Origin of the sequence: Rothia terrae (genome assembly GCF_014705925.2) — a bacterium.
In the GTDB taxonomy this organism is placed as follows: Bacteria; Actinomycetota; Actinomycetes; order Actinomycetales; family Micrococcaceae; genus Rothia; species Rothia terrae.
The window spans coordinates 826,109-838,470 of record NZ_CP061539.1; the positions used below are offsets into that span (position 1 = coordinate 826,109).

Consider the following 12,362-nt stretch of genomic DNA (forward strand, 5'->3'; position numbering starts at 1 on the left):
TAGGGTGGAGATAAGAAGTATATGACGTTCAACCCTCACAAGGAGTTCTCATGAAGATCACCGTTCAGCGAATCTATGATGATGCGAGCACCGGTAGCGCCCTGCGCTGGCTGGTGGATCGCGTGTGGCCGCGCGGCGTGGCAAAAGAGGACGCGGCGCTGGATGAATGGGCGAAAGATTTAGCGCCCAGCACCGACCTGCGTAAATGGTTTGACCACCGTGAAGACCGCTTCGACGAGTTCTCAGAGAAGTATCGGCACGAGTTGGACGAGCGCGATGAAGCCGGTGAACTCATCGACCAGCTAAAACAGTCGAAGAAAAAAGAGCTGGTACTGCTCTACGCCGCCAAAGACGAAAAGATTAACCACGCAGTCGTCTTGCGCGACTACCTGAAAGAACAGCTGAAATAAACATGGGAGTTATCGAAGTAAGCGCCGTCGTTTTTGTCAATGAGCACAACGAAATTCTGACGGTGCGCAAACGCGGAACCACCGGCTTTATGATGCCCGGCGGAAAACCAGAGCCGGGGGAGAGTCCCGCGCAGACGGGCGTCCGCGAAATATCAGAAGAACTTGGCCTTGAACTGTCAGAAGATAGCCTGTGCACAGTGGGTATCTTTCAAACCGCAGCCCTCAACGAGCCCGACATGCTGGTGCGAGCCAACGTCTTTATGGCGCCGCGTCTCGACCAAGAAACATTGGACACCCTGAAACCCTCTGCGGAACTCGACGAGTTCCGCTGGGTGCAGCCCGGCGCATCTGACCATGAAAACCAGGCACCGCTCAACCTGGAATTTATCTTCCCGACAGTGGCAAGGATGCTTGAGAGCTAGAAGTTGTTGGTTGCACAGTGACTTCTGGTTTGTGGATGATGGCAGTGCCTCGTCCTCAACTTCCCTTAAACGCCAGCCCCGAGCCAGTTGATGACGAGACACTGCCACCCGCGAGTCAGGGTGCACGTAAGGTCGCCAGCTGGCATCGGGTCTGGCGTGAATCGCGTATGAGCGCCTCGCGCGAATCCGCGAGAGGGACTGCTGGCGACTGCGTGCGCCCCGATGAATTGCAGTATCAAGAAAAGTTGACTACATCGTCCTGTCTGTGCCTCTTTGTTAGTATTCAGGAGACCAAGCCGCAAAACATGAATTTAGATTCCTCGAAAAGTTTTTCTTGACATTCAAAATAGTTTACACGTAAAGTAATTCTTGTTCGTGAAATAGACCAAGAAAGAAGATAGCCATGAACGTTCTCGATAAACTTCCCGCACAGACAGACATGGGCGCAGTTCGCTTGCGCGTTCGCGATATGAAGGCTGTCTACGACTTCTACACCACCGGTGTTGGTCTGCAAGAAATCCCGACCGACAACAATGAGACCTGGTTGGGGTTGGGGGATAAGCTCATTCTTATTCTTGAGCACGATGCGACGTTGCGTCACCCCTCACGCACTGAAGCTGGTCTTTTTCACGTAGCAGTTCTGTTTGATAATCCGCATGATCTCGCGCTGTCATTGGTGAGCACCCTGGCTCGTTACCAGGAGCGTTACACCGGTGCCGGTGACCACCTGGTGTCCGAAGCGTTCTATTTCGCTGATCCTGAAGGTAACGGCGTTGAGCTTTACCATGACCGTCCTCGTGAGCAGTGGCAGTGGAACAACGGTCACGTGGCGATGGATACCCTCTACATTGATCCCGTGGCGTTTATTAAGAAGCACGCCACTGATGAGGAAATCGGCAAGACCATTACCGAAGGCCCGAATCTGACCGGAAAAGTCGGCCACGTGCACCTGCAGGTGGGCGATGTTGAAACCGCGCACAAGTTCTACGTCAAGGCTCTCGGCTTTGATGAGACTTCACGCTTTGGTTCGCAGGCGCTGTTCGTTTCAGCGGGAGGCTACCACCACCACATGGCGATGAACACCTGGAACTCGGCCGGTGCGTCACCGCGTCAGAAGACCCTCGGCTTGGGGGTTGTAAACCTGACTGTTCCTGAGGGGCAGACCATCGAAGCTGTACGCGATCGCCTCAAGTTCTCGGGCATCGAATCAAACAATGAAGGCTCGGCACTGACCTTCCTTGACCCCTGGAATAACAGCATCCGCTTGACTGCAGCTGCATAAAACTTCTTCCTGAGTGCTCTCTATAGGGCGCCGTAACATCGTGACATTCTGGTCATCTGCGATGTTACGGCGTCTTTTTTCTTCCGGTTCTTTACCTTCAAATGTGACCGCCATTATGTTTGAAGTATGACTGATTTTCTCAATGATCTGATTTCTAAACCCCGCGTGACGTCGCTGGTTGCTAACCGCGCTGGCGATGCCGTACTGAACGTTAATTACCTTGCCAAAGACGGCAATAAATATCGTTCGCAGCTATGGCAGGTCGCCGAGAGCGGCAACGAACTCGCAGAGCCGTATGCACTGACCTCACTAGATTCCAATGCAAAACTCCAGGTGCTGGCTGACAACGGCGATATCTACTACACCCTCGATAAAGAGGTGGACGGTGCCGATTCATCCAACATCAAGGGCGTCTGGAAGTTGGGTTCGCGCGGTGAAGCCCAGCTTGCCTTGAGCTTTCCCGGTGGCATCGATGAGCTTTCCGTGCGGGAGACTTCGAACGGTACCCGTCTGATTTTCACTGCTACGGCTATTGGTGATGACTTAGAAACGCAGACCAAGATTCTGGACGCCCGCGATAAAGCAGGTGCCAGCGCGGTGCTGTACGACTCTTTCCCCACGCGTTTTTGGGATCACGATAATGGCATCGGTTCAACTGCACTGTACGTACACGATGGTGAGAAACCGCGTCGTATTACCGGTTTGCCCGAGGGGAAACTAGAAGACTTTGAAGTTTCACCGGACGGCTCAACTGCGATCATCACCGTTGGTACGGTACTGCGCGGCATCCACCAGCGTTCCAGCGTCTTCCAGATTTCTTTGGACGGCGACGCTGCACCCCGCCTGATTGCTGAGGCCGATGAGAAGCACAGCTATTCAGCAGGAGCATTTAGTCCTGACGGTTCACAGGCGGTTATCTACAAGAACCGCATCTGGCTACCGGGGCAGAGCCTGCAGGTTACGGCTCACGTCTATAACTTGGATACCGGCGAGTTCACCGCACTTGCTGAGGATCTTGACCGCTGGCCGGGTGACGTGGTCTGGCTCGATGAAAAACGTTTTGCTTTTGCTACCGATAATCTCGGTGCAGGCGCAATTTTTGTGGGTGAAGTCGGTGGAGAGTCTCGTCAGCTCACCACAACTGACCGCACCTATTACGCGTCCTTGAGCGTTTGCGACGGCAAGCTGGTGGCGCTGCGTAACTTCATTGACCGAGCATCCGAGCCTATCGGCATCGACCCTCAAACCGGTGTTGAGACTGAACTGCCTTCACCCGTTAAAAACTTTGTGGCGCCCGGACGCATAGAGCAAGTCAAAACCACTGCTGAGGACGGTAGCGAAATTACTTCATGGCTTGCGCTACCGCGTGAAGCTAATGGCAAGCATCCACTGGTAATCTTCGCCCACGGTGGGCCGTGGGGTTCGTGGAATGCTTGGACCTACCGCTGGAACCCCTGGGTGCTCACTGAGCTTGGCTACGCTGTCTTATTGCCGGATCCCGCGATTTCATTGGGCTACGGCCAGAAGATGCTTGACCGCGGTGGTGATGCCATTGGCGACACCCCGTACACCGACATTCTTGCCCTGATTGATGCTGCATCGCAGCGGCAGGACATCGACGGCAACAACGTTGCTTTTATGGGCGGCTCCTACGGCGGGTACATGACCAACTGGGTAGCCGGGCACGCCGGTACTCGCTTCAAGTGCTACGTCACCCACGCGTCCCTTTTCAACATGGAAAATATGTACTTCACCACCGACAACGGCAGCTGGCACGAGTGGATGTACGAGCACGAAAACGGTCAACGCAACACCTACTCACCGCACCAGCACATCGAAAGTGTTCAAGCACCGATGCTGGTGATTCACGGCGATAAGGACTACCGCGTGCCGATCGGTGAGGGGATGGCACTGTGGGCGTCCTTGCAGCGTAACTCCCCGGAGCTCGGCCACAAGTACCTGTACTACCCGGATGAGGGACACTGGATTCTCAAGCCCGAGAACTCGCGTATCTGGTATCAGACCGTGAGCGCCTGGTTAAACCAGCACCTTCGCGGTGAGAACTTTGAGGCCCCGGAGAACCTGGGCTACGCCAACCCTGCCTCATAAAACATACTGAAACACGCCAGAACCCTTCATGGTAAGCCTTTATAAGAGCTCTTCCATGAAGGGTTCTGGCGTATTTTACAGTGTCTGATGCGTCTAATCGATCGTGCCCTGTTTGGCGTTGAGACGGCGGCGGATCAGAGAGATAAACGGGCCGATGTTCGCCATAATCCACAGGGGTACCAGCCAGTACATCAGCATGTAAACCGTGCGCACGAGTGAGGACGCGGTGCCGTTGGTGACCATATCTCCCATGACACTCATTGCTACGGCTAAAAGCATGGTGATAATAGCGATCCAGAGCATCGCCCACCAAAATTCTGAGGCTGACGCACCGCCGCGTGAGTTCCAGTAGTTACCGTAAAACCTGCGGATTGCACCGGGCAGAGAAACCCCGTGCGCGGGTACCGCGGCAGCACGAACTTCTGAATCGGTTTCTTCATCATCGTAGATGCCGTCGATGTTGAGGGCATCCGGTGTGTCGTGAAGTTCTAAGGGCTCATGGTGCAGATGTTGTTTGCTCACCTGACCCATTGTGCCAGAAACCGCCGGCGTCCACTGCCCGGTACATTTCGGTTGGTGGTGCGGACGCCTGCCCCGACAATACTTGTGGCGGTGCACTAAATCCCGAGGGAACACCGCAAGGTGGTGATGCCGTGGGTATCGAAAATACGGGGGAGTGCTGGTAGCTAGTTGGTGTTTGATCGTAGATAAACCCCTTGGACGATGACGGGGAGAAAGGCAGCATCACCCCGCCTAAGAAGAGTACCGCCCAGCCGCTGAACCCAGCGTCGTGCAGACGTCGTACTGTCACGGGAATGAGCGTGAACCCCAGCGCAACCACAAGGGCAAAGGCAACTTTGAGCCCCACGGGAAACCAAACAGTGAAAAAGAAGTCGAAACCGGGATTAGCCAGCACTCGATAACCGTACTGATCCACTGCCGCGTAATCACCGACGCCGCGGGCGAAGAACCACCAACAGATACCGGCGCCTACTAGCCAGATGAGATACACGGTAAGAGAAGATGCACTAACGAAGAAGATGCTCCACGCCTATTCGCTCAGACCGGCCCTCCCCGAGAACGTGAACAGTCGTTTGCAGAAAAGTTTGAGTGAGGTGCGCGCACCAGTGTAAGAGGTGTAGCGGTGTGAAACGCCGTTGACAGTATCAAAGTGCTGATGCTCAGCACCACCATTAATGGGAAAGCCGGTACTGACCTGACGTAACCGCTCTAACTCGGGAACCGGGTGCCATACATATGCAGGGTCAACGCCGGGCGGTAGCTTGTAATTAACGGAGTTAAAGCCGGACTGAAGGGCCAGTGGATGATTCGGTGGCACGCAATAGTCCGGAATCCGAGCTACCGACCGCGGAAGACACCCGATGATGAGATGCCCAAAACCTGGCGCTAACACTAACAGTAGATAACCCAGCCATACGGGCATCGAGGTGTCGTGGACGCGTCGCATCGTCACGCCGAAGGTGCAGCCCTGCCACGCCAGAATGAAAAACAAGTAGAGGGTCACGGGAATTACACCGTAGGACGCCGGTATCAGGAGCACATCGGCAAGAAACTCGAGGTCGGCGTCGTAGTAGGAGGCGTCCTGCGTAAAAGCGGTAAAGAGCCAAATGCTGATTGCGCTACCACCCACCACGACCAGCAGAAAGATTGCTATCCATAGCGTGTGTTCCTCCCAAAACTGGGTGCGTGATGCCGTACCACGCAGATCGAAACGGTGAATGAGAAACCGCATAATGCTGTGCCTGAAAATGGGACGGTTGTAATGATCTTCGAGAGTCGGATAGAAGGGCGGGACAGCTGACGTGAAAGCCTGTGGGAGAACCTGTGGCGGCTGGTTCGCGAAACTCACGGTGGGTCCTTTCGTGACGAAATACGCCCACACGCTAACACCGGGCTGATCTTGTTTTCTCCCTCAGGTTTTTCGGCTGTGGATAAGCCACAACTAAACCACTACTTGCGCTGGTCAGAGCCACAACCCAAGGATGTCCACAGTGGGTCTGCACTCGCGTCATCATTACCCCAGCGCCTCATCTTCTGTTGTCAGCACCGCGGACCCACGGCCTGGCAACAACAAAAGCGGCGGCGCAGACACACTGCACAGCCGCTTAAATACTGAGACCGTTTAGGGGCGGTTAACGTCAACCGGTTTGTCGTACTCAATGCCTGTCGGCGACGACGGCATGATGCACAAAATCAACGGTACGATACCGAGCCCAGCAATACCAACAAACTGCAAAAGGTAGATAAAGCCGGGAAAACCTGCGTCATGCAGTCGCCGCCAGCCGAGGGCAAGCGTGGTGACACACATGGTAAGTGACAAGATGACCAACAACGCCACGATGATTCCTTCGCCCGTTGTAAATGCTTCACTGCGAGGAGCATCGGAGCCGAAAAACCTCAGCGAGATGAAAGAAGCTACAGCATAGAGCGCAAAAATTATCAGCCAGAAAAGCTGAATCCACCAAAACTCAGACCGCGACGCGCGACCGGAAAAGTGGAAAAGATAAGCTCCCCAATTCTTTACGGCCTGTCCAAAACTCACGTGCGGTCTGGGCAGCGGTGCGCTTACGTACTCACGGTGATACTCAGACTCAGAGGGATATTCCACTGTTATGTCCAGACCTAGGGACGGTTAACGTCAACCGGTTTGTCGTACTGGTAACCGCTGGGTGATGACGGCATCAGGCACATGATGAAAGGAACAATGCCAAGACCTACGAAGTTCAACAGGTAAAGACCACCCGGAAAACCAGCGTCCTGCAAACGGCGCCAGCCCAAAGCGAGGGTTGTAATCCCCTGTACGAGGCCGAGCACCAGAATGAGGATGTACGCGAAGAAGAAGGAACCCAGGAACCAGCTTTCAGAGGTCGTAAACGCCTCGTCGGGTGCGCTGGTTTCCATGGCGGATGCCTGACCAAGCAAGACGACGAAGGTTATCGCAACCAGTCCAAACATGATCAGTGCCCACAGAAGCTGAATCCACCAGTACTCGGAGCGTGATGCTCGGCCTGAGAAATGGAAGATGTTGTCTTTCCACTTTTTGATGGCTTCACCAAAACCAACGTGCGGGCGGGGTGAGAACTGACCTGAACCGTGATAGCCACCGTAGGGGCTTCCATAGCTGGAGTTGTTATAGTTTAGCGACTGATCGCCGTAGCCGGTGTCATATGTCGGAGGAGTGCTCTGCGAATAATCACCGTAGTGCTGATTCGAGGACTCTGGAGAGCCGCTTCCCTGAGAATTGCCGTCGTTGTGTGAGGGGAGAGGAGATGAAGAAGTCATATACTTTTCTTATAAGTGAATATGTGAAAGTTGTCAGTATACAGTATGGCAGATGCGCCTATTTTCTAGTGCATATTACGGCGGGCTTTCCCCAAGCCACCGAGCGGAATGGAGGTTTCAATGAAGAAGCTACTCATCACCTATTTCGGTGCTTTTGAAGGCGTTGAGAAGAACCCGACGCAGGAGATTGCGCAGAACGTTCGCGACTTACTGAGCGAAACGCATCCGCACACTCAGGTGGTACTTACGGAGCTACCAGTGAGTTTTGCAGGTTCTACACGGGAGTTAGAAGCAGTTCTGCAACGTGAAAAGCCGGACGCTGTGTTGAGCTTGGGCGTAGCTGTAGGTCGTGACAAAGTGAGCCTCGAGAGAGTCGCCATTAACCTTGATGATGCTCGAATCGCTGATAACGACGGAGTGGAGTCCTGCGATCAGCCGATCCGCGTGGACGGGCCGGTCGCCTACTTTTCGAGGTTGCCCTACCGTGAGCTATTCACCAGTATGAAAGATTCTCAGCTGCCGGTGGAAATTTCCGATACCGCGGGTACCTTCGTTTGCAATCACGTGTTCTACGAGCTGATGCACGCGCTAGAGCCCACCGACATTCCCGGCGGTTTTGTGCATATTCCAGCGACGCGTGATGACGATCAGACTTCACATACTGCTGAGGGTATGACAGCTCATGCTGATGCCGGTGGGGCAGAAGGACGCGAAATCCCCGCGCTACCTGTGAGCACAGTGAGCGATATCGTTGCGTGCGTAGCCCGTGCCCTTGTGGAACTTTAATCCAGAAAAAGAAACAGTAAGCTGAGCTTATTGACAGCCACATCTTTGACATTAAACAACTGGCGAGGGGGAGATGACGCTAATCTAGGCAGTACAAAAGATTAGATATATCGAAAGAACTGCTATGTCATCAACAATTTCTGGGAAGAAATCTAAACTTCCTGTTTTCCTCCGCAAGGGACGTGTGAGTGGTTATCTGACAGTCGCCATGGCTGGACAGCTGGTGTACTCGTCTTTTGAGGCGTTCAAAGGCTCACTGATGGTGCCGCTGACTAACGCCCTGGGCATCGGTATCGACCAGTTCGGTATTCTCATGGGCTGGCTGGGTATCGCAATGTTCTTGTATGTACCCGGTGGCTGGGTCAACAACCGCTTTACGATTCGCTCCATTCTGATTGCTTGGGGCATCTGGCGTATGCTGACAGCGCTTGCACTATATCTTGTGCCTGATTTGTCCTTCCACATGATGATTGCTATCGCGATTTCATGGGGCGTGTGGGATGCGATTGGCTGGCCTGCCGTGGTCAACGGCGTTGCGTTCATGTCTCAGGATGCCGATAAAGAAGGTCGTGGTCTGGCAATGGGACTTCTGGAGTCAATCCGACGCGGCGCGGAGTTTTTGATGAACCTTGGCATTGTTGGTTTGCTGGCAGTGATGCCGGATAGGGCAGACACCGTGATGACGGTGATGGGCGTGCTGTACTCCCTACTCGTTATCCCGTTGATTTTCTGCTTGCAACGTTTTGTGCCCCGTAATGCTGTTGCAGGCCAAGAAAAGCGCGGTACCGAAGTACCCACAGAGAACGCCAACATTGCAGCTCTGAAGGGTCTGGTCAAAGTGCTGGTTCTGCCTCGCGTCTGGCTGGCAGGCTTGGCCGGTCTTTGTGTGTACTGGTGCTACGTCAACCTGGTGTACTCGTCCGCGCCGTACCTGTCACTCGTCTTCAACGCTTCTGACGCTGTATCCGGTGCCTTCGGTATTTTCAACACCGGTTTGGTCGGTATTCTTGCGGGGCTGGTCTCTGGTCTGCTGGCTGATTACATTTTCAAATCATCAACCCGCATGCTGGGAGTCGCCCTAACTGTGGTGGCACTGGGCACAGGACTGGTGTACCTGCTACCGGCATCCACCAGCATGTGGCCAGCCATGTTGCTTTTGATGGTCATGGCATTCGGTGTCTTCATGGGCAAAGCCGTCATTTTGGCACCCATTGCCGAGCTACATCTACCGGAGCAGATCAATGGTTCTGCGATGGCTGTGGGCTCTTTCTTGGTCTACGCGTCAATCTTCTGGGCTAACCCGATGACATCGAGCATCGTAGAAGCCAACCGCGACAACGCTCACGAAGGCTACCAACAGATCTTCCTGATAACCCTGGCAGTTGCTTTGGTGGGAGCAATCTGTGCCTTTGTCTTAGACCGCGTCAACGCACGCGTACTGACGCGGGAAAAGAGCCGCGACTAGCGTCCCTGCTGTGTGTAGCCCTGCTGTTGATGCTGAATCTGCGACGGCAGGGCGCACAGAATCAAGACCACCGTGAGCCCCGGCGGAATCAAGCAGAACCAGAAAACCCAACCCGGGGTGCCGGCATCCTGTAGTCTGCGCGCGCCTAACCCCGCGTTCAGTATCGTAAATAAAAGCCAGAAGAGGCCATAACAGGTTACTATCCCAAGCCAGACCTGAAAAGCGCGTTCTTCCCAGATGCTACCGGTTGGAGCTGAAGGCGGGTTGGTAGCTAGAAAATGTAGGGTATATATCCACACCGACATAGCCACGATGTTCACCACAATCCACGCCACTAACCACAGCCCAATAACCTTCCAGAACTCAGAACGGCTGGCTGTTCCCTGAAAGACAAAAAGGTTTTTACGCCACCGGCTCAGAGCGGTTTTTAAAGTGGTGCCCGGCTGGGCGATAAGGTGGTTCTTCATCGGTAGTACTTTCAGTCAATCACCGGTGTGAGAGCCGGCAATAAAGGTGAATGGCTTTAGTGCGAGCATATACAAAAGGCGAGTACCCGCTGAGGGTACTCGCCTTTTGCTCTGAAAGAGCGCAAATATTACTTGCGGTTATTCAGGTAGAAATCAACCAGACCCTGGGTCGATGAGTCCTGCTGAGCCAGAACTTCACGGTCGCCAGCAACAGCCGGTGCCAGTTCAAGTGCTAGCTTCTTGCCGAGCTCAACGCCCCACTGATCGAATGAGTCAATACCCCATACAACACCCTGAACAAAGGTGATGTGCTCGTACAGTGCAATGAGCTGACCCAAAACTGACGGGGTCAGCTTGGACGCCATAATTGAGGTGGTCGGGCGGTTACCGGTGAACACGCGCGCCGGAACAATAGCCTCATCGGTGCCTTCAGCACGAACCTCGTCGGCGGTCTTGCCGAAAGCAAGTGCCTTGGTCTGTGCAAAGAAGTTAGCGAGGAAGAGCTCGTGAACGTCCTGCTCGCCATCCTTAGCAGGATGCACGGGGTTAGCGAAGGCAATGAAGTCCGCCGGAATGATGCGGGTACCCTGGTGAATCAGCTGGTAGAAAGCGTGCTGGCCGTTGGTACCGGGCTCGCCCCAGAAAACTTCACCGGTTGAGGTGGTCACGGGTGAGCCGTCCATGCGAACGCCCTTACCGTTTGACTCCATGGTCAGCTGCTGCAGGTAGGCGGGGAAGCGGTGCAGGTACTGATCGTAGGGGAGTACCGCGTGGGTTTCAGCACCGAGGAAGTTGACGTTCCAAATGTTCAGCATGCCCATGAGAGCCGGAACGTTCTTTTCGAACTCGGTGGTGCGGAAGTGCTCGTCCATGGTGTGGAAGCCTGCGAGGAAGTCCTCGAAAACGTCCTTGCCGAAGACGATAGCCAGCGAAGTACCGATAGCTGAGTCAACGGAGTAGCGTCCGCCCACCCAGTTCCAGAAACCGAAAGCGTTCTCGGGGTCGATGCCGAATTCTGCAACCTTATCCAGCGCGGTTGAAACCGCTACGAAGTGCTTTGCAACTGCTTCGGAGTCTTCCTTGCCTTCTAATGCGCCAGCCTCGCGAAGAGCGTTCAATAACCAAGCGCGAGACACACGAGCGTTGGTCAGGGTTTCGAGAGTGCCGAAAGTCTTTGAAGCCACGATGAACAAGGTGGTTTCGGGATCTAGATCAGCTACAGTCTCAGCCACGTCGGTGGGGTCGATGTTCGAGATGAAACGAGCTGACAAGCCCTCCTGCTTGTAAGGTTTGAGGGATTCGTAAACCATGACGGGACCAAGGTCTGAACCGCCGATACCGATGTTAACAACGGTTTCAATCTTCTTGCCGGTGATACCCACCCATTCACCGTTGCGAACGCGATCAGCGAAAGCGTAAATTTTCTTGAGCACGGCGTGAACGTCTTCGTCCACGTTCTGACCGTCGACAACGAGCTCGGGAGTCTTACCTTCGGGGCGACGCAAAGCAGTGTGCAATACAGCGCGGTCTTCGGTGATGTTGATGTGCTCACCAGAGAACATTGCTTCGGTGTAACCCTTGAGGTTTACAGCCTCAGCGAGTTTGCCCAAAAGCTCAATGGTCTCATCGGTGATGAGGTTCTTAGAAAGATCCACGTACAAATCGCCCGCGGTGTGAGTGTGCTTGGACGCACGGTTGGCGTCAGCGTCAAACCATCGGCGAAGATTGGGAGTCAATGAGTCGTGGTGTTCGTTCAGTGCCTTCCACTCGGGTGTGGTGGTGGCATCTACTAGCTTTGATGAATCCATGTCTCTATTGTCGCTCTAAAACGCACACAAAACCACCTGATTTCTACTTAAACCGAGAAGAAAAGATGGTTTTTTGTCTTAAATACACAAAACAATATTAAGGTTCATTTGACGCAATCTTGCCTGTTATCTCAAGGAAGTATCCCTGTTCCAATTCCTTGATCTCAAATGTGACCTTTATCGAGTGGTCAACATATGTCTAGATATCAGAGGAGCATTTCGTTAGGGTTGAAAGTAAGTTATATGAGTTATGCCAAGTTCGCGTGACATTCAGGCACCCTCATACGACGTAAGCTTTCGCCCTTTGATG

The 12,362-nt window shown here is 53.8% G+C and carries 13 protein-coding genes; 6 read left to right on the top strand and 7 right to left on the bottom strand.

Features of this window, described 5'->3' with window-relative positions; genetic code table 11:
• Positions 1–50: 50 nt before the first annotated feature.
• From IDM49_RS03885 to IDM49_RS03900, 4 genes are all read left to right on the top strand, one after another.
• Positions 51–410, top strand: coding sequence for a DUF488 domain-containing protein (locus tag IDM49_RS03885; RefSeq protein ID WP_190725087.1), 360 nt, complete (start codon positions 51–53; stop codon positions 408–410).
• 2 nt (positions 411–412) lie between these two features.
• Positions 413–832 (top strand): NUDIX hydrolase, encoded by a 420-nt coding sequence (locus IDM49_RS03890; protein WP_190725088.1) that lies wholly within the window; start codon positions 413–415, stop codon positions 830–832.
• Positions 833–1,235: 403 nt separating this feature from the next.
• The gene (locus IDM49_RS03895; RefSeq protein ID WP_168613836.1) at positions 1,236–2,114 is read left to right on the top strand and encodes a VOC family protein; all 879 of its coding nucleotides are present in this window, start codon (positions 1,236–1,238) and stop codon (positions 2,112–2,114) included.
• A gap of 126 nt (positions 2,115–2,240) precedes the next feature.
• Positions 2,241–4,223, top strand: coding sequence for a S9 family peptidase (locus tag IDM49_RS03900; RefSeq protein ID WP_190725089.1), 1,983 nt, complete (start codon positions 2,241–2,243; stop codon positions 4,221–4,223).
• A gap of 93 nt (positions 4,224–4,316) precedes the next feature.
• Here the strand turns inward: IDM49_RS03900 and IDM49_RS03905 are convergent, their stop codons facing one another.
• From IDM49_RS03905 to IDM49_RS03925, 5 genes are all read right to left on the bottom strand, one after another.
• On the bottom strand, positions 4,317–4,745 hold the full coding sequence (locus tag IDM49_RS03905) for a DUF805 domain-containing protein (protein WP_190725090.1): 429 nt from the start codon (positions 4,743–4,745) through the stop codon (positions 4,317–4,319).
• Positions 4,720–5,235: a DUF805 domain-containing protein gene (locus IDM49_RS03910; protein WP_190725091.1), complete on the bottom strand. Its 516-nt coding sequence runs from the start codon at positions 5,233–5,235 to the stop codon at positions 4,720–4,722. The genes IDM49_RS03905 and IDM49_RS03910 overlap by 26 nt, the downstream gene beginning before the upstream one ends.
• 39 nt (positions 5,236–5,274) lie before the next feature.
• Positions 5,275–6,093 carry a DUF805 domain-containing protein gene (locus tag IDM49_RS03915; RefSeq protein ID WP_190725092.1) on the bottom strand — a complete coding sequence of 273 codons (819 nt, stop codon included), beginning with the start codon at positions 6,091–6,093 and terminating at the stop codon, positions 5,275–5,277.
• A gap of 273 nt (positions 6,094–6,366) precedes the next feature.
• Positions 6,367–6,786, bottom strand: a complete 420-nt coding sequence (locus IDM49_RS03920; RefSeq protein WP_190725093.1) for a DUF805 domain-containing protein — start codon at positions 6,784–6,786, stop codon at positions 6,367–6,369.
• A gap of 80 nt (positions 6,787–6,866) precedes the next feature.
• Complete coding sequence (locus tag IDM49_RS03925) at positions 6,867–7,526, bottom strand: DUF805 domain-containing protein (RefSeq protein ID WP_190725094.1); 660 nt, start codon at positions 7,524–7,526, stop codon at positions 6,867–6,869.
• A gap of 120 nt (positions 7,527–7,646) precedes the next feature.
• Between IDM49_RS03925 and IDM49_RS03930 the strand changes: the two genes are divergently transcribed.
• Together IDM49_RS03930 and IDM49_RS03935 are read left to right on the top strand one after the other, a co-directional pair.
• Positions 7,647–8,312, top strand: coding sequence for a pyroglutamyl-peptidase I family protein (locus tag IDM49_RS03930; protein ID WP_190725095.1), 666 nt, complete (start codon positions 7,647–7,649; stop codon positions 8,310–8,312).
• Positions 8,313–8,436: 124 nt separating this feature from the next.
• Positions 8,437–9,777, top strand: a complete 1,341-nt coding sequence (locus IDM49_RS03935) for an MFS transporter (RefSeq protein WP_190725096.1) — start codon at positions 8,437–8,439, stop codon at positions 9,775–9,777.
• On the opposite strand, the gene IDM49_RS03940 is transcribed toward IDM49_RS03935, so the two are convergent.
• Positions 9,774–10,244 carry a DUF805 domain-containing protein gene (locus IDM49_RS03940; RefSeq protein WP_190725097.1) on the bottom strand — a complete coding sequence of 157 codons (471 nt, stop codon included), beginning with the start codon at positions 10,242–10,244 and terminating at the stop codon, positions 9,774–9,776. The two genes, IDM49_RS03935 and IDM49_RS03940, sit on opposite strands and share 4 nt — an antisense overlap.
• Positions 10,245–10,372: 128 nt before the next feature.
• The gene (pgi, locus tag IDM49_RS03945; RefSeq protein WP_190725098.1) at positions 10,373–12,052 is read right to left on the bottom strand and encodes a glucose-6-phosphate isomerase; all 1,680 of its coding nucleotides are present in this window, start codon (positions 12,050–12,052) and stop codon (positions 10,373–10,375) included.
• Positions 12,053–12,362: the final 310 nt, after the last annotated feature.